The sequence below is a fragment of the Hyunsoonleella rubra genome (genome assembly GCF_042684665.1).
Taxonomy (GTDB): Bacteria; Bacteroidota; Bacteroidia; order Flavobacteriales; family Flavobacteriaceae; genus Jejuia; species Jejuia rubra.
On the sequence record NZ_JBHULY010000007.1, the window covers coordinates 14,068 to 32,650 of the forward strand.

Sequence of the window (18,583 nt, forward strand, 5' to 3'; positions counted from 1 at the left end):
TTTGTAAGTATGATGAGGTTTTAACGACATTTTCTTGTAAAACAATGAACTATGAAGTCCCTTTGGTTTTTTGAAGACGTTAACCTATTTCGCACCCTTTGTCCACATAAGTTTAAGGCATACAAGGCTGACCATGATTTTGATGCCTACAAAAAGCAGGATTACATCTATTTTGAAGATGATTCGGCAAACAAAGTGTATCTGATTGAAAAAGGGAAAGTTAAGATAGGATACTATACTGAAGAAGGGGATGAGGTGGTAAAGGCTATTTTAACCCGAGGGGAGCTATTTGGCGAAACGGCCATTTTCGGAGAGTCCAGGCGTGAGGAATTTGCGCAATCCATTGATAACACAACAAGTATTTGCCCCATAGGTGTGGAAACTATGCATGATTTAATGCGGGACAACCAAACCTTCAGCTTTAAAGTCTATAAATTTATTGGGCTGAAATTAAAGCGATTAGAACGAAGATTACAGCTGCTGCTCTTTAAAGATGCCAAAACAAGATTGATGGAATTTTTGCACGAACTGTGTCACGACTATGGTTATGATTGCGAAAAAACCGGGGATAAAATTATTCATCATCCTTACACCCAAAAGGATATTGCTTCCTTAATCGGTACTTCTAGACCTACTTTAAACATTCTTTTGAATGAGTTGAAAGAGGACAATGTCCTTGAATTTTCAAGAAAAGAAATAAGAATTTATAAAAATTCCGCTTAATGTTAGGTGGCTAACATTTTATGTTCTTCCCGAGCTATAATTTTGAATTCAAATAACAAATAAAAATTATAGCAATGATTAAAAACATGTTTTTAGCCCTAGTGTTAATAGGTTTTTTTGCTACCTCGTGTAGTAATGACGACGATAATTCTGGACCAACAAATTCCAATTTAACCTTTAATGCTCAAGGTTTGGAAGCCTTAGGTAGTGGTTACGTTTATGAAGGTTGGATTATAGTAAGCGGGGCGCCAGTTTCTACTGGTACTTTTACAGATGTTTCAAGTGCTCAGGTATTTTCGGTAAACACAGAGCAATTAAACAATGCAACACGATTTGTACTTTCTATTGAACCAGCTGTAGACCCGGACCCAGCTCCTGCCGACACCAAAGTACTAGTTGGGGATTTTTCAGGAAATTCGGCCACCCTTAATTCGTCTATAGTTGGGGATTTCAGCAATGCTGCTGGAGCTTTCTTTTTAAGAACACCAACTGATGAAACTGGGACAAACAATGGAAATGACCAATATGGCGTATGGTTTGGTACGCCAGGAATGCCTCCAGCACCGAATTTCGTATTACCCACTTTGCCTGCTGGATGGACTTATGAAGGCTGGGTAGTAGGGGATAACGGTCCAATTACCACGGGTACTTTCAATGTTTTCAATATGGTTGATGCTTTTGATGATTTTAGTGAAACTTCTCAGCCCGGACCTCCAGTGCCAGGTGAAGATTTCTTTTTAAATGCACCTGCAGGGGAAACTTTCCCATTGGATGTTCGAGGTAGAACTGTTGTAATTTCAGTTGAACCAGTGCCAGATGATTCACCAGCGCCTTTTGCCATTAAGCCTTTGGTTGGAACGGCAGGACAAGATACGGCACCGGCAACCCATGATTTTGGTGCCAACTTAGGTTCTTTGCCTACAGGGACTGTAACGAGATAATATTTGAATTAGTTAATATAACGTCAAAAAAGAGCCTGATTTACAAAATCAGGCTCTTTTTTGTGGCATAATGTATGTACTAATACATTTCCTTAATTTTGCTGAGCTTGGATTTCCAAAGGTTCAATTCCTCTCTGTGTTTTGCGATATTGGCTTTCACCTCTTTTACCAGAGGATTATCGTCATCCACATTTGTGAAAAATTGAAGGTTGTTTTCCAATTGATTGATTTGCCCCTTAAGGTCATCTATTTTTTTACGAATAAAAGATCGTTCGTTGTCCAAACTTCGATGATTATCATCATTGCTATTTAGGGTTTCAAGCTTGTTTTCAAACTTGATCATTTCAGCCTCATTTTTATCTACCTTAAGCTTGCCAAATAGTTCGTCAACAGCTTTATTGAATTTGCTTTCAATATAGCGTTTATCATTAGGCACGCGACCCAAGGTTTTCCATTTGCTGATATAATCCTTGATAACCTCCAAATCCTTTTTCTTATCTTTTGAAAGTTTTAGGTTGTTTAAGGTTTGCAACAGTTCCTGTTTTTTGTTGAATGCTTCAACGAATTCTTTGTTGGCAGCATTACGCTTGGCATGGATTCTGTCAAAATAGTGATTGCAAGCACTTTTAAACTGCTTCCAAATTTTATCGCTGTCTTTTCTTGGCACGTGGCCAATTTTCTTCCAGTCGCTTTGGATTTTTTTCATCAATGGTGTGGTTACCGCAAAATCCTCACTATCCTTATTGTCTTCGGCTATTTTAACAAGTTCTCTTTTCTTTTGAAGGTTTTGGTACTGCTCCTTTTTTAGCTCTTTGTAAAACGCATTTTTACGTCTATTAAAAGTTCTTACAGCGTCTTTAAATTTGGCCCAAGTTTCCTCGTTAACTTTTATTGGTACTTTTCCAGCATTGAAAAAGGATTCACGCAGGGCTTCAATTTCCTTGATCTTTTTTTGCCAAGCACCGTGGCTACTGCTAGGTTCATCAGCAATGGCCCGAATGGATGCTATTATCTCAAGTTTTTTCTCAAGGTTTTTCTCGTAAACTTTATCAATTTCCTTATAGTACAGCTGTTTTTTGTCGTTGATAATTTTGGTGGCCGCCTTAAAACGTTCCCAAATTTCTTCACGGTGCTCCTTGCCAACTGGGCCCAATTCTTCCTTCCACATTTTGTGGAGTTCTTGCAATTCCCTAAAAGCACGCATTACATTGTCGTCTTGGGCCAATTCTTCCGCACGCTCAATGATTTTAAGCTTCTTCTCTAAATTGTGCTTAAAATCCAAATCGCGTAAATCCCTATTGAGATGTAGAAAGTCATAGAACATTTCCACATGATGGTGGTAGCTGTTCCAGGCATTATTGTATTTATCTCGAGGGATAGGACCTGTATTGCGCCAGCGTTCCTGTAGCTCCTTAAAATGTTTATAAGTGGTGTTTATGTTTTCTTCAACATTGATCAGCCCTTTCAATTCCTCGATAATTTCTAGTTTATCCTTAAGGTTTTGTTTGAGGTTTTGCTCAATGTTTTTATAATGTTCATTGAGTTTTCCTCGGTATTCTCGATAAGCAGTTTTGAATCGCTTTTGAATGGGGTTGGAGTAGTAGAAGTCTATTTCATTGCCACCGTCATTGATAAAATCAGCTTTCTTTTCCTCTAGTAAAGCATTAAATTTACTGTTGAATTCGCTTTTGATGCCATCCAAGTGTCTTTTAATGGCTTGAACTTTTTCCTTCTTCACCAATTTTTCAAGTTCAATCACCAAAGATTCTAAGGACATTTTGTCGTATTCCTTAAACTCGATGGTGTGGCGCTCTTTATTGCCCTCGTCCTCGGCATCCTCAGCGTTGGATTCATCTATTTCGTTTATGGCTTCATCCTCAGAAGTAGTTTCGTTGGGGGTTTCAGTTTCAGAGGATTCAGGAGTATCATCTACCGTGCCATTATTCTCGTCCACAACAGTATCTTCCGTCGTTGCTACGGTTTCCTTATCTTCGGGGGCGGTACTGGTTTCTTCGGTCTCATTTTCGACCTGAGAAACATCTATATCCTCTTGTCTTCCATCTGCTTCCTGCAGGTTATCTCGCTCAGACATTTTAAAAAATGTTTAGGGTTCGTCTAGTTTATTCATTAAAGATACTAACAACTAGATGATTTACAAAGCAGGAAAAGAGTTTTAACGCGTAAGTTTTCTATTTATCAAGATTCCAAATAGACCATGCTTTTTCGGCCTGAAGCCTCAACATCTCTAGTCCATTGATGGTTATTGCCCCTTTTTCCTTGCCCAAACGGAGGAATTTGGTTTCTTCTGGATTATAAATTAAATCGAAAAGGATGTGTTTTTCCGAGATGCTTTCAAAAGGTATTGCCGGGCAGTTTTCAATATTTGGATAGGTGCCCAAAGGCGTACAATTTATGATGATTTGGTGTTCCAAAATGATATTGGCATTCAACTCTTCATAAGTGAAACGCACATGGTTTGAGGCGGTTCTTGAAACATAATGACATTCTATACCTTTTTGCTTCAGCGCATAGATAACCGCTTTGCTTGCACCACCAGTCCCTAAAATCAATGCTTTTTTGTGATGTTTTTTTAAATAGGGCTCTATAGATTTTATAAACCCGTAACAGTCTGTATTGTAGCCTACCAATTTCCCTTTTTTGGTCACTTTAATGGTATTAACGGCACCAATCTCTTTTGCTTTTTTATTGAGTTTGTTTAAATAAGGAATTACTTCTTCCTTATACGGAATGGTTACATTGAGTCCTTTCAAGCCCTCTGTATTCTTTACTATTTCTGAGAAAAGGGTAATTTTTGGAATATCGAAATTTTGATAACTCACATTTTGAACACCCTCTTTTTGAAACTTTTTTTTAAAATAACTTACTGAAAATGAATAGGATATGTTTCTACCTAAAAGCCCTAATCTATGCATGTTTTTTTTGTTTTTGGCCGTAAATTTCTAACCCTACTACAATTGCGAATCCTAAGATAATATATCCAATGGCATAATAGGTTTCCGTATTCAGTTCGGGTAGAAATCGTTTATAATTTTCGATAATCTTTTCACCACGGGAGTCCAATAAAAACTCACCGTTTTCCATTTGCTTATAAATCGTTTTTTTCCATGGCCAAACCACACCTAGCGACCCGATAATAAAACCGATAATTGTAGCAATAGTAATGCTTTTGTAATGTTTCAAAATGTAACTCAGTAGATGAGAAAACGTTACGAGCCCAGCAACCGAACCCAACGTAAACATGGCCAGTACCTTAAGCATTCTTATACGTTCTTGGTCATCAATAAACCCAAAATCCCCTTGAAATAGCTCTGCAAAGGTATCATAAAGGGCATTAACGGAATCAACCAAAAGCAGGACATAATTGCCCATTAAAATAAGAATGAATGAGCCTGAAAACCCGGGGAGTGTCATTCCAGAAACACTGATGATGCCACAGAAAAAAACGAAAAATAGATTGTCATTTTCCTTAGCAGGATTCAAAAAACTAATGCTCAGCCCAAGAATAATACCTAATGCCAGGGAGGTGTAGGTTCGGCTATTCCAGTCGTCAAAATCCTTGTTAACGTAATAAATTGAGCCAACGATCATACCGAAAAACACGCTCCAAACATAAAGCTCATAGTGCAGAATAAGATAATCCAACAACTTTGAAACACTAAAATAGCTGATGATCATTCCGAGAAACAAGAGGCCCAAAAAACGCCCATTGATATAGTTGAAAAAACTTTTAAATCGACCGTTAATTAGTAATTTGAAGGCCTTGGAGTTTACTTTTTTTAAGGAATATATAAACTCCTCATAAAACCCTGCAACAAAGGCCACAACTCCACCCGAAACCCCGGGTACTTTATTGGCGGCACCCATACCCAGTCCCTTTAAAACCAGAAAAAGCTTGTCCTTAAGCGTTCGGGTACTCTCCATTTATTGTTTTTTACTGCCTAGTTTTTCTAAAATAAAAATAGTCAAAAAGCCTACAACCATTAATACAATGGCATACGGAAAGAAATTTTCCCCCTCATAGGAAAAAGGAGATATACTTTCCGATAAGAAAGGTACTTCTTTACCGTGTGAGTCTGTTCGATAGGAGAGTACTTTTTTCCACGGCCAAATTTTATTCAACGACCCGATAATGAAACCGGTAAGAGTTGCGAGTGTAAGGTTTTCATGCTTTTTGAAAAGCCATTTCAATAATTTTGAAAAGGATAAAAGTCCAACGATGGCTCCACATCCAACAATGGCTATAGTCTTGATATTGAAGGTATCTACAGCTTCTAAAATAGGCTTGTAAGCCCCAAGTAAAACTAAAATAAAAGCGCCCGAAATACCCGGTAAAATCATGGCGCAAATGGCTAATGCTCCAGCAAGAAATAAAAACCAACTAGAATTGGATGAGCTAATTGAAGGAATTGTAGTAATATAATAAGCGACTAAACTGCCAACTAATAAGCCTAGAATAATTGTGACGTTCCATGTCTTTATCTGTTTTCCAACAAAAAGAATACTGGCCAATACCAATCCGAAGAAAAAAGCCCATATCAATATCGGGTAGTGTTCTAATACCCATTTTAAAGCCTTCGCTAGAGATAAAACACTAACACCAATTCCGATAAAAAGTGCCAATAAAAAGTTGCCATTTAATTGCTTCCAGGCGCTTTTAACCCCGTCGGCTCTTAGTGTTTTGAATAAAGAAAAGTTAATATTGTTTAATGACGAGATTAGTTCTTCATAAATACCAGATATAAAAGCAATCGTACCTCCAGAAACTCCAGGCACAACATCCGCTGCTCCCATGGCAACCCCTTTTAAAGAAATAACAAAGTAATCGATAAGCCGTCTCTGCATACAATGATTTTTAGGAAAATCAAAGGTATGCAATTTGCAACAACTAGTGATTAGTTTTAAGTAAGCTTTTTATCTGGATATTGCTGAGCAGTTCGGGAAATAATTCGTCTATTATAAAGCTATATTCAGCGTTGTTGCGCAGGCCATTTTTAAGATGGAAAATACCCTTATGGTTTTGATGCAGTTTGAAGTGCAACCCGGCTAAGCGATACTCGATTTCAGCATTTTCGGGAAAAAAGTCCAAAGCTTGTTCGTAATTTAAGATCGATGCCCGGTGTTCTCCGAGTTTAATCAATAAATCACCTCTAGTAATCCATGTTTCAAACTCAAAATTACCCAAATCCAATGCCTTTCTGTAGCCTCTTTCCGCTTCTTCCAACAAATCCAAACGGTGATTGATTTGTCCGTACAGCTTCCAGTACACCACATTTTCAGAGTCGATATTAAGGGCTTTGCTTATGTAATATAATGCCTTTTGATAGTTTTTCTGTTTAATAAAAAACTTTGTTGTGGCAATCCAGCCTTTGTCCAATTGTGGGTCGACCTCTCTTGTTTTCTTGTAAAACTGAAGGGCACTATCATAATTGCCCAATTTTTCATGGCAATTTCCTATTCTAAATAAGGCAAAGGCGGATGGGTCGTCCAATTTTAGGGTCAAGTCATAGCTTTCAATAGCTTCATGATATTTTTCTATTTTTTCTAAAACCTTACCACGCTCCAAATAGGCCCCTATAAAGGTGTCGTCTGAAATTATCGCGAAATCAAAGGCAGCCAATGCTCTTTTAAAATCTTTTTGGGAGTAGTATTGCTTACCCAGTTGGTGCCAAGCTACTTCAGAATAAGGATTTTTGTCCAGAAAGACATTTAGGTATTCAATGGCTTCTTCATGCTGTTCCAAATAATCAAAACAGTACATAACATTGTACAATGCGGAGTAGTCCTCAATATCTTGCTCTAAGCACTTTATGAACTGCTGTTTTGCATTTTCAAACTCATCTAAAAACAAATACTCCATTCCTATCAAGGAATAAATATCGACCACATCATCAGTGAAATCCAACGCATATTGCAATACCTCAATAGCCTTTTTGTGGTTGTCCTGTTTCGAATAAATATTAGCCTTTTGGATGAAGATTTCTTCGTTATTGGGGTCAATGGAATAGAGCTCGTTCAATAGGTCATTTGCCTCCCTTAATTTATCCTCGAACACATATACTTCCACTTTAAACAATTTCAAATTTATGGAAGTCGGGTGTTGTTCCAGGCCCAGTTTAATGGCCTTTTTGGCTAAGGCTATTTTTCCTTGGTTGAGGTAGTGGTGAATGATGTTTTCAAATTCTTCGGAATCGAAAAACAAAACGTGGTTGGTTTTTAACATCGATTCAAACTTAGTAAGAGGCAAATTGTTGTTGTCGCTTTGACTAAACTCCATAAGCAGTTTTAAGTTTTCTTCTGAAATAAAAGTAAGATTCTGGATGCCTTTTTTGGGGTGGGAAACACAAATGTTTTTAACAAAGTAATGAACAAAATTAAGAGGTAAGAGAAAAACAGGCTGTTAATATTTTGTGTTTCAATGTTTTATATTTTTGATTTAGGGGCAATATCCTCAAGAGTATCTAAAATCATATTGCAACCTTTGATGAGTTCTTCTTCAGAAACCGTTAGCGGAGGTGTAATTCTAACTGCCTTTGGCTCAAATAACAGCCAAAAAAGAATAAGCCCTTTATTTTGACATTCCATAATAAGTGTATTTGCAATGTCTGAAGATGGCATCATCAAAGCGAGCATTAAACCTCTGCCTCTTATTTCTGCAATTAGCGGGTGTTTTAAGCGGTTCCGAATGAGTTGTTCCTTTCTCAATGCACCCTCCATAAGGTTGTCTTCCACCACTTCTTTTAAAGTCGCATGGGCCGCTGCGGCAATAAGGGGGTGTCCCCCAAAAGTGGTAATATGCCCTAATTTTGGGTTGTCCATTAGTAAATCCATAAGCTTACCAGAGGCCGTGAAAGCCCCAATGGGCATGCCTCCTCCTAAACCCTTGCCAGTCACCAAAATATCTGGGATACAATTATAATGTTCAAAACCAAATAACTTGCCGGTTCTTCCAATACCCGGTTGGATTTCGTCCAGAATCAATAGTGCTCCCACTTCGGTACAACGTTCACGAACTTTTCTCAAGTAATCCTTTTTCGGTTCTATAAACCCAGCGCCACCTTGTATGGTTTCCAAAATAACGCATGCTGTCTTTTTGGAGATGTGTTTTAAATGTGAAGTATTATTAAATTCAATGAACCGAACATCCGGCAACAACGGCCTGAAAGCTTGCTTGCGCTCCTCAAAACCCATAACGCTTAATGAACCCATGGTGTTGCCATGGTATGCCTTTTCGGCTGCAATGATTTCACTGCGGCCTGTGGCACGTTTAGCCAGTTTTAGTGCGCCCTCTATAGCCTCCGTTCCTGAATTGGTCAAGTAAGTTTTCTCCAAAGGTTCAGGCAAATGATTGGCTAAAAGCTTTGTAAGTTCAACAGCTGGTTTTTGGATGTATTCGCCATAGACCATTACATGGAGGTATTTGTCCAATTGCGTTTTGATGGCCTCACTTACTTTGGAGTTGCCATGGCCTAGGGTGCATGCAGAAACTCCGGCTACAAAGTCTAGGTAGGCCTTTCCATCTGTATCGTAGATATAGGAACCTTCGGCGTGCGAGACTTCTATAGCTAAAGGCATAGGAGTGGTTTGGGCTTGGTATTTGAGGAAATCCTCATTCATAAATTAAGATCAAGGAAACTTTATTAGTTTTGAATTCCAAGCATAGACTATATCTGACGGATGTATTTTATTTATTACAACTCTTAAATTATGGCCGTCATCATGCTTATCAGCCATTATTGAATGTCTCTTCCAGTCGTTTGTCAATTTTATAGTTTGTAATTTATAGTTGGAGAAATCCCCTCCATATTCTTGAATTGCAATATAAATCTCACCACTTCCCTTTAGCCATATGGAAAATTCAAACTTTCCATTTTTAAGGTCGGTATTTTGAGTAATGTAGCCTACTGTGTTCTTTTTGGCAATCAACCTTTCTGCCTTTTTGTTATCAGGAGATAGAAGTGTTTCCGATTTAATTTCAATATTCTTTTTGTTCCATACAGCACTACCAAATTGTTCGCTGGATTTCAGGATATTCTTGTATGAATCCTTGTCTTTCAACTTTTCTTTATCCGTATTGATAGGCTTATAAGGTTTTTTGGCTAACCTCAGTTTTTCCTTTAAGATCTTGTCAAAGAAATCATCCTGGGGCACATAATCCTCAAGTCCTTTAATCACTGGAAGTTCCAGTGGAGGATCGTCCTTAAATAAATCTTCAACGCTATTGGGGCATTCTTCTTCCCTCCAGTCGAATCCTTTCAATAATCTATCGATTTTTGGGAATTCGCTCTCTGGATAAATGTCGCCATCCACTTGGTTGATTTTCCTGACTTCTTCAATGGCATTGTCGTTAATGAGAATATTTATTAAGCCTGATTTTGACTTATCAATACCTACCAGTTCGTTATTCTCATTTCGGAAATAGTAAATGGATTGGGCGTTTTTGATAATATCGATGTGGTAGATTTCGTTATCATCATTAAACAAACCGATAAGCTTTTTTCCGTTGATTTGGTTGTAGCCGTCACCAAGTGTGTCCTTGCTGATGAGAAATGCATGGTTAAACACAATCAAGGAGTCCATTTTCTCTTTTACGGTATCGCTTTTCAAATGGATAGTGTCTCCCGTCATTTGATTGCCGATGTTCCATAAAATTGGTTTTCGGGACACTGAAAATACATCTGTTTTTGATGGGTCATTAATATTTATCAATTGTGTCAATCCACTCTCATGATTCACATGAATGGAGTCCGCCTTTCCACTTAAATCAGATTTATAAAGTTTTACGTTTCTAAAAACTCGCGTGATGCGCTTTTCTGGTTTTCCAGTAACCATAAGGGTGTCCCCATGGATGTAAATTGAATCCTTTTCTTGAGTGGTGATAGCGTAGGCTCTTTTAGTAATAAAAATGGAATCTTTAGCTTTAAAAATTTCGGCATAGTGTCCTTTCACAACACTATTATTGATGGTGTCGGTTATCTTTATGTTATTTGTTGCGGATGAGAAATTTATATTTTGATCAAAATACAAACTGTCCCCAAGGATTTCCTTATTATCGTAGTCAATCTTTGCGTTTTTCATGGCATAGCCCGTTTTGGCCTTGGTGTCGTAAAACCCTTTTTCGCAGTAAGTAATACTTTTTTCAGTAGTTATGGTTGACGGGCCGAACAGATAGGCGTGGCCAGTTTCGGAATAAAAATCGAAGTAATCAGAAAGTATTTTGGCATCCGGATTTGTGAGAACAACACTATCTACAAACTGGTATTTTTTATTTTCCATGTAATAGCGACCAATTCTGCTGGTAATCGTTCCTGAGGAATCTTTAACAACTTTTCCATGGTTCTGAAAAAATGCCTGTTGTCTTTCTCGATCAAAATATAATGTGTCGGTTGTAATTGTGGAATTAGGGTCTTTTAAAACTACATCGCCACTGGCAAATGCCAATTGGGTTATGCCACTGTATTCCACATATTTTGATGTCATATTAATGGTGTCCCCTTGAATCATTTTCACGTTTCCGTAGGCTTCCAGAAAATTTTCGCTACCGTAATAATAGGCCTTGTCGCACCACATGTTGATGCTTTCGTGAACAATGTGAACTTGCTCGGAGTCGTCCCGGGTTAGGATTTTAGCACCGGGATAATTGTCTTCGTCAAAATTTAAAAAGCCTGAATATTTGATTTCAATCTTTTTTTGGGCCACGGCCTCGTAAGTGGAAAAAATAGAAAATAGAGCGATAAAAACGAGTAAATGAAATGCTTTCAAAATAGGACTGTTTTGGGCAAAAATAAGGATTATAATAATGTTCAATACCAAATTAAAACTTAAAATCTTGCCATTTATTTTAGAACGCTTTTAGGCCTTTGTTTTATGCCAGAATGGTAAAAGGAAGAATTTGAGCTTGGTTTTTTTCTGTTGGTTGGCGGGCAAGTGCGTTAAGGATTGTAGTGGAAAGCCCACAGGGTTTCCGACGCTAGGAGGGAACCCGAGGACTTGTAGCGGAAAGCCTGACCCGACGGCAGGAGGGGAACGCCCAAAAACAAAAAACGCTTCCATCTAAAAAGAAAGAAGCGTTTTGAGAATTTAACTAATTTATTAAGATTTAAATCTTAGCAGATTTAACGGTTTTAATAATTCTACCTGCAATTTTGTATGGATCACCGTTAGATGCTGGTCTTCTGTCCTCTAACCAACCTTTCCAACCGCTTTCTACAGTTGCAACAGGGATACGGATTGAAGCACCTCTATCTGAAATTCCATAAGAGAATTCGGTAATAGATTGTGTTTCGTGCTCACCGGTTAAACGTTGGTCGTTAAACTCACCGTAAACTTCGATGTGCTCTTTTACTACTGGACGGAAAGCTTCACAGATAGCTTCGTAAGTTGCTTTGTTTCCGGCAGTTCTCAATGTGGTGTTAGAGAAGTTAGCGTGCATACCGGAACCATTCCAGTCCATGTCCTTACCTAATGGTTTTGGATGGTACTCAATGTAGTAACCATACTTTTCAGTTAAACGGTCTAGTAAATATCTTGCAACCCAAATTTCGTCACCAGCTTTTTTAGCACCTTTGGCAAACAATTGGAATTCCCACTGTCCACATGCAACTTCCTGGTTGATACCTTCAAAGTTCAAGCCTGCGTCGATACATAAATCGGCGTGCTCCTCAACTAAATCTCTACCGTGAGTATTTTTACCACCTACAGAACAGTAGTACATACCTTGAGGTGCAGGATAACCACCAACAGGGAAACCTAAAGGCAACTGTGTGTGCGTATCCATTATGAAATACTCTTGCTCAAAACCAAACCAGAAATCGTTATCATCATCATCAATTGTGGCTCTGCCATTAGATTCGTGTGGAGTTCCATCGGCATTCAAAACCTCAGTCATAACCAAGTATCCGTTTCTTCTTTCAGGATCTGGGTAAATAGCTACAGGTTTTAAGATACAATCTGAAGCCCCACCTTCAGCTTGTCTGGTGGAAGATCCGTCGAAAGACCAGTTACCGATTTCTTCCAAAGTTCCTTTAAAGTTTTCATGCTCTTCTACTTTGGTTTTACTTCTCAAGTTTTGAGTCGGTTTATAACCATCCAACCAAAGGTATTCTAATTTAATTTTAGCCATAATTACTGATTTATTGGTGTATTTTTTTATTTAATCCGAACAAATATAAATTTTTATTGAGATACTTTAAATTATTGGGGGGGCTTTTCATAAAAGCCAATGTTATTTTTATTTATACCCTATTTTTTGTGGGTATATTTTAAAAAAAGTATAGTTTTTTATATGAATACTGAAAAATTGATAACAATAAATTTTCTGATTTTTTGCGATTGTTTTGACATAACATCTATTTTTGCGCTATTGTAAAAGTTTAATACCAAACTATTTATTCCCATGGCGAGTTTACGATTTCATGCCCTAAAGGAATCCATTTCCTATACATCAAAAACATTTGTTGAAGAGGGTAGGCGTTCCGAATTGTTCGGCGCTAATGTGTTCAATGAAAGTACTATGCGCCAGTATTTAACAAGGGATGCTTTTAAGGGCGTGATGAGTGCCATTGAAGATGGGTCCAAAATAAGCAGGTCGGTTGCTGATCAAGTAGCTTCGTCCATGAAGGACTGGGCACTATCTAAAGGGGTAACGCATTACACGCATTGGTTTCAGCCTCTGACGGGCACCACGGCCGAAAAACACGATGCTTTTTTTGAAACTACGGAAAACGGCAATGCTATTGAAAAGTTTGGCGGGAGTCAATTAGTCCAACAGGAACCGGATGCTTCGAGTTTTCCAAGTGGAGGAATCAGGAATACTTTTGAGGCGCGAGGTTATACCGCTTGGGATCCTACATCTCCTGCTTTTATTTATGAAACTACATTATGCATCCCAACGATTTTTGTGGCTTACACTGGTGAAGCTTTAGATTATAAAACGCCATTGTTAAGAGCCTTGCACGCTGTTGATGATGCGGCAACGGATGTGTGCCGATATTTTGATAAGAATGTGAAAAAAGTAACCTCTTCCATGGGATGGGAGCAGGAGTATTTTTTGGTAGATAAAAATCTTGTGGCCTGTCGCCCGGATATTACCCTTACGGGAAGAACGCTTTTAGGGCATTCCTCCGCGAAGGGACAGCAGTTGGACGACCATTATTTTGGTTCCATTCCCAATCGTGCTCTAAACTTTATGCGCGATTTGGAAAACCAGTGTATGCTTTTGGGCATTCCTGCGAAGACTAGGCACAATGAAGTGGCGCCTAATCAATTTGAAATTGCGCCGATTTACGAGGAAGCCAATTTGGCCGTGGACCATAACTCCTTATTGATGGATGTAATGGGACGTGTGGCGTCCAGACATAATTTAAAAGTCTTGTTGCATGAAAAGCCCTTTGCCAATATGAACGGTTCGGGGAAGCATAACAATTGGTCGTTATCTACGGACACTGGGGTGAATCTTCTAAAACCGGGTAAAACCCCAATGAGTAACCTGCAGTTTTTGACCTTTTTTGTCAATACGATAAAAGCGGTTTATGAAAATGAAGAGTTGTTGAGGGCAACAGTGGCTTCCGCCAGTAACGATCATAGGTTGGGAGCAAATGAAGCCCCTCCGGCCATAATGTCAATTTTTATAGGGGAGCAGTTAACCAAAGTGCTACAGGATTTGGAGGGAGTAACAAAGGGCAAACTGTCCCCACAGGAAAAAACGGATTTAAAATTAAATGTAGTTGGTAAAATACCCGATGTGTTATTGGATAATACCGATAGAAATAGAACATCACCTTTTGCATTTACGGGTAATAAATTTGAGTTCCGCGCCGTGGGGTCCATGGCGAATTGTGGTAACCCGATGACGGTACTGAATACAATCGTAGCAAAACAATTGAAGGATTTTAAAGTTGAAGTGGATGCTTTGGTGGATGGTAAAAACTTTAAAAAGGATGAGGCTATTTTTAACGTATTGCGCGAATATATAAAGGCCTCAAGGGATATATTGTTTGAAGGTAACGGTTACGGTGCAGAATGGGAAAAAGAGGCCAAAAACAGAGGGCTGAGCAACAACAAAACGACTCCCGAAGCTTTGAAGGCGAAGATTGCAAAAAGTACCGTGGCCTTGTTTGAGGACATGAAGGTGATGAGCAAAATAGAAGTGGAGGCCCGCTACGAAATTGAAATGGAGGCCTACATTAAGCATATCCAAATTGAAAGCCGTGTGCTTGGCGATGTGGCTCGAAACCATATAGTCCCCACAGCGGTGAAATACCAAAATATACTGATTGACAATGTAAAGGGCCTAAAGGAGATATTTGGTAAAGATTACGAAGATTTAGCCAAAGAACAGCTCAACCTCATTAGGGCAATTTCTGGCCACGTGGAAGGCATCAATGGCAAAGTCACCAAAATGATTGATGAGCGCAAACAGGCCAACACGCTCGAAGATGTAGCCAAAAAAGCCGAAGCCTACTGCGAAAAGGTTAAGCCGTTTTTAGACGATATCCGCTACCATTGTGATAAACTGGAACTGTTGGTGGATGACGAACTTTGGCCGTTAACGAAGTATCGGGAGATGCTGTTTATTAGGTAGAACAGGTGAGGAGGTGCAATCCAATGCATTAACTTATAAGTTGAAAATTATGTGGCAATTGTTCAGAACGGGTAAGAGTGAATAGCTATAATTTCTCAATTGCCACCTTGCGAAAATCAATTGGATATCCTTCATATTGCAATAAAACCCTACCCCCTGAAACAGAAGGTTCAATACCTTCATTAACCAATTTACCATTAAGTTCTTGTTTTACTTTTCCGTTTTGCACTGTAATTACTATGGTATTCCATTCGCCAATAGGTCTTGTGGCATCTATAAAGCGTTTAGCCACCACACTTCGGCCAGGCTCGGTTACTGCCCCATTTATTCGAAGAGTAACGTCTTGAAGCAGAATAAAATCTCCAGTAGCGCCTTCTTTTACCTGAAACTGAATGCCCTTAGGCCAAAGCATGTCCGGGGTATCAGATGGAACTAGATACATTATACCGCTATTTTTTTTTGTGCTTTTCTTTGTGAAAGTTGAATCCGTATTCCATCTGAACTCAACGGTTAATTGAAAATTTTGAAATGATTGCTCGGACATAAGGTAACCAACTTTATTGCCATATAAACGAATCATTTGATGGTCAACCTGAAAGATTTCAGCGGCATTATCATGTTTTCCGGTTTCTTTCTCGTAAGCATACCAGCCATCTAAATCCTCACCGTTAAAAAGTTCAATTGTGGATTGGGCGTTTGTTAAATTTGGAACGAATAATAAAACAAAAGCCAATAATAGGTATGTATTTTTCATGGTTATAAATGTTTATTCAAGTAAAATAAGAATTTTGATATTATATTTCATTAATCATGGGGTTTATTTACAGTTGTTTTTTTAGGAAAGGTAAACATCTTATACAACGCGGAGATAAGCTTGCGTATTTAAGAAGTTTATCGATTGTAAAACGAATCTAGTTATTTTTTCCGGTAAAGTCAATAAGTACTGACAACATATCACATGTCAATTTTGTGGTCTTAAATCCAGTTAAAAACCCCGTTAATAAAACTCGTTCTTAATCAATTTCAAACCCCACAAATCTTTAAAATATTCCGTTACTTTGCATCACAATTTAGTACCATGAGCCAAGAAGTTTCAAAACGTTATGCGCAACGCGGGGTTTCGGCCTCAAAAGAGGATGTACACAATGCCATCAAAAATATTGACAAGGGGCTTTTCCCAAAGGCATTTTGTAAAATCGTTCCGGATTATTTAACCAATGATGATGACTATTGTTTGATTATGCATGCCGACGGGGCGGGCACAAAATCCTCTTTGGCCTATATGTATTGGAAGGAAACTGGGGATATTTCCGTTTGGAAAGGTATCGCCCAGGACGCATTGATCATGAATATTGACGATTTGTTGTGTGTTGGTGCAACCGATAACATTATGCTGTCCTCAACCATCGGAAGAAACAAAAATTTGATTCCGGGCGAGGTAATTTCAGCCATTATCAATGGTACCGAGGAATTGATTGCCGATTTGAAATCCTTTGGGGTAACCATTCATTCTACAGGTGGGGAAACCGCCGACGTGGGCGATTTGGTGCGTACTATTATTGTGGACTCTACGGTTACAGCTCGTATGAAGCGAAACGATGTGATAGATAATGCCAATATTTCCGCTGGGGATGTTATCGTTGGTTTGGAATCCTTTGGGCAGGCCACTTACGAAACTGAGTACAATGGCGGTATGGGAAGTAACGGGTTGACTTCCGCCAGACACGATGTGTTCCATAAATATCTGGCCAAAAAATACCCCGAAAGTTTTGATGCAGCCGTACCTGCGGATTTGGTATATTCGGGAGGGGTGAAATTGACGGACGAGGTTGAGGATGCCCCGATTGATGCTGGAAAATTGGTGCTGTCCCCAACACGTACTTATGCGCCGATTATCAAATCGATTTTGTCAAAATACAATAGTCAAAGTATTCATGGCATGGTACATTGCTCAGGTGGGGCGCAGACCAAAATCCTTCACTTTGTGGATGGATTGCATATTATTAAGGATAATATGTTTGATGTGCCTCCGCTATTTAAATTGATACAGGAGCAATCCAATACCGATTGGAAGGAAATGTATCAGGTCTTTAATTGCGGACACCGATTGGAGCTTTACGTTGCGACGGAAATTGCAGAAGATATCATCGCTACATCAAAAGCGTTCAATGTGGACGCCAAAATTATTGGTAGGGTAGAGGCTTCAGAAACCAAAAAGCTCACAATAAAAAGTGAATTTGGCGAGTTTAAGTATTAGAAAATCCTAATCCGGAATTGTTATTGGAACAATTTTTGATAAGATGATATCTTTTAATAAACCTAACAAACCATGTCTAGACATTTTCTAGTCTTAGCCCTTCTGTTTACAGTACAATTTAGTTTTGCACAACCCGACTCCCTTTTTATTAAAGAAAATAAGGTCTATGATGGGCCCTTGTGGACACAGGTCCAAAAAGCGAGTTTGGATATCAGTCAGGTAAGTTTTACCAACTGGAATGCCGGAGGTACCAACTCCATATCCGCCTTGTTAGGGTATGAATTTCAAAAAAACTATAAGGATAAATTTTATTTTTGGAACAATAGTTTTCGGGTTCGTTATGGCGTGAACAAGCAGGCAAGTCGAGAGTTGCGCAAAACCGATGATATTGTTGAAATGACTTCGAATCTGGGTTATCAACCCACGGAAGATTCCAAGTGGTTTTATTCTGCACGATTTAATTTTAGGGCCCAAATTGCCAATGGTTACAACTATCCCGATACTGACAATCCCATTTCTAGGTTTATGGCACCTGGGTATTTGCTTTTTGGAGGGGGGATGGAGTACGGAAAAAATATTGAGGAACTCTCATTTTATTTCTCCCCACTAACGTTAAAGGCCACATTTGTTTTAGACCAGGAATTGGCCAATGCCGGGTCGTTTGGTGTTGAGCCTGGGGTTTTTGATGATAATGGTAATTTGATTAAAAAGGGAGATAACATCCGAACAGAAGTTGGTATTCTGATGACGAATAGCTACGCTCTTGAATTGACTAAAAATATTAGAGCCACCCATCTTTTAAGTTTGTATACGGATTACATCAATAATTTTGGCAATGTTGACGTGGATTGGCGAGTGAATTTCGATTTTAAAGTTAACAGTTTTGTTCGAGCAACTTTGGAGTCGCATTTGCGCTACGATGATGATGTGAAAATTTTGGAGCCAACAGCCGTTGAAGGCGAGTTCGACGAAACCGGTGCACGAGTGCAATGGAAGCAGTTTTTGGGTATAGGTTTTGCTGTTGACTTTTAAAAGGATTCTTGTCATGTATTTATTAAATTT

14 protein-coding genes are annotated in these 18,583 nt (G+C 38.8%); 5 read left to right on the top strand and 9 right to left on the bottom strand.

Annotated features, from left to right (window positions below; all coding sequences use genetic code 11):
• The first annotated feature begins 51 nt into the window (after nucleotides 1-51).
• Both ACFSR8_RS05220 and ACFSR8_RS05225 read left to right on the top strand, forming a co-directional pair.
• Complete coding sequence (locus ACFSR8_RS05220) at nucleotides 52-723, top strand: Crp/Fnr family transcriptional regulator (protein ID WP_380289758.1); 672 nt, start codon at nucleotides 52-54, stop codon at nucleotides 721-723.
• A gap of 74 nt (nucleotides 724-797) precedes the next feature.
• Entirely contained in the window at nucleotides 798-1,664 is an 867-nt protein-coding gene (locus ACFSR8_RS05225) for an anti-sigma factor (protein WP_380289760.1), read from the top strand.
• A gap of 79 nt (nucleotides 1,665-1,743) precedes the next feature.
• On the opposite strand, the gene ACFSR8_RS05230 is transcribed toward ACFSR8_RS05225, so the two are convergent.
• The 8 genes from ACFSR8_RS05230 to ACFSR8_RS05265 all read right to left on the bottom strand — a co-directional run bounded on the left by ACFSR8_RS05230 (nucleotide 1,744) and on the right by ACFSR8_RS05265 (nucleotide 12,804).
• Complete coding sequence (locus tag ACFSR8_RS05230) at nucleotides 1,744-3,756, bottom strand: DUF349 domain-containing protein (protein ID WP_380289762.1); 2,013 nt, start codon at nucleotides 3,754-3,756, stop codon at nucleotides 1,744-1,746.
• Between the two features lie 97 nt (nucleotides 3,757-3,853).
• On the bottom strand, nucleotides 3,854-4,597 hold the full coding sequence (locus tag ACFSR8_RS05235) for a shikimate dehydrogenase family protein (protein WP_380289763.1): 744 nt from the start codon (nucleotides 4,595-4,597) through the stop codon (nucleotides 3,854-3,856).
• Nucleotides 4,590-5,606, bottom strand: coding sequence for a DUF368 domain-containing protein (locus ACFSR8_RS05240; protein ID WP_380289765.1), 1,017 nt, complete (start codon nucleotides 5,604-5,606; stop codon nucleotides 4,590-4,592). Before ACFSR8_RS05240 ends, ACFSR8_RS05235 begins: the two co-directional genes overlap by 8 nt.
• A complete protein-coding gene (locus tag ACFSR8_RS05245) occupies nucleotides 5,607-6,527 on the bottom strand; it encodes a DUF368 domain-containing protein (RefSeq protein ID WP_380289767.1) in 921 nt (306 codons plus the stop codon).
• 43 nt (nucleotides 6,528-6,570) lie between these two features.
• The gene (locus tag ACFSR8_RS05250) at nucleotides 6,571-7,959 is read right to left on the bottom strand and encodes a tetratricopeptide repeat protein (protein WP_380289769.1); all 1,389 of its coding nucleotides are present in this window, start codon (nucleotides 7,957-7,959) and stop codon (nucleotides 6,571-6,573) included.
• A 146-nt stretch (nucleotides 7,960-8,105) separates the two neighbouring features.
• Nucleotides 8,106-9,299 carry an aspartate aminotransferase family protein gene (locus tag ACFSR8_RS05255; RefSeq protein WP_380289771.1) on the bottom strand — a complete coding sequence of 398 codons (1,194 nt, stop codon included), beginning with the start codon at nucleotides 9,297-9,299 and terminating at the stop codon, nucleotides 8,106-8,108.
• A 9-nt stretch (nucleotides 9,300-9,308) separates the two neighbouring features.
• Nucleotides 9,309-11,444: an OstA-like protein gene (locus ACFSR8_RS05260; RefSeq protein WP_380289773.1), complete on the bottom strand. Its 2,136-nt coding sequence runs from the start codon at nucleotides 11,442-11,444 to the stop codon at nucleotides 9,309-9,311.
• Nucleotides 11,445-11,781: 337 nt separating this feature from the next.
• Nucleotides 11,782-12,804 (bottom strand): glutamine synthetase beta-grasp domain-containing protein, encoded by a 1,023-nt coding sequence (locus tag ACFSR8_RS05265; protein WP_380289775.1) that lies wholly within the window; start codon nucleotides 12,802-12,804, stop codon nucleotides 11,782-11,784.
• A gap of 273 nt (nucleotides 12,805-13,077) precedes the next feature.
• On the opposite strand from ACFSR8_RS05265, the gene ACFSR8_RS05270 reads away from it, so the two are divergent.
• Nucleotides 13,078-15,264 (top strand): glutamine synthetase III family protein, encoded by a 2,187-nt coding sequence (locus ACFSR8_RS05270; protein ID WP_380289777.1) that lies wholly within the window; start codon nucleotides 13,078-13,080, stop codon nucleotides 15,262-15,264.
• 85 nt (nucleotides 15,265-15,349) lie between these two features.
• On the opposite strand, the gene ACFSR8_RS05275 is transcribed toward ACFSR8_RS05270, so the two are convergent.
• Nucleotides 15,350-16,018: a 3-keto-disaccharide hydrolase gene (locus ACFSR8_RS05275; protein WP_380289779.1), complete on the bottom strand. Its 669-nt coding sequence runs from the start codon at nucleotides 16,016-16,018 to the stop codon at nucleotides 15,350-15,352.
• Nucleotides 16,019-16,342: 324 nt separating this feature from the next.
• On the opposite strand from ACFSR8_RS05275, the gene ACFSR8_RS05280 reads away from it, so the two are divergent.
• Together ACFSR8_RS05280 and ACFSR8_RS05285 are read left to right on the top strand one after the other, a co-directional pair.
• On the top strand, nucleotides 16,343-17,521 hold the full coding sequence (locus ACFSR8_RS05280) for an AIR synthase related protein (protein WP_380289781.1): 1,179 nt from the start codon (nucleotides 16,343-16,345) through the stop codon (nucleotides 17,519-17,521).
• A 72-nt stretch (nucleotides 17,522-17,593) separates the two neighbouring features.
• Nucleotides 17,594-18,553: a DUF3078 domain-containing protein gene (locus tag ACFSR8_RS05285; RefSeq protein ID WP_380289783.1), complete on the top strand. Its 960-nt coding sequence runs from the start codon at nucleotides 17,594-17,596 to the stop codon at nucleotides 18,551-18,553.
• Nucleotides 18,554-18,583 lie beyond the last annotated feature (30 nt).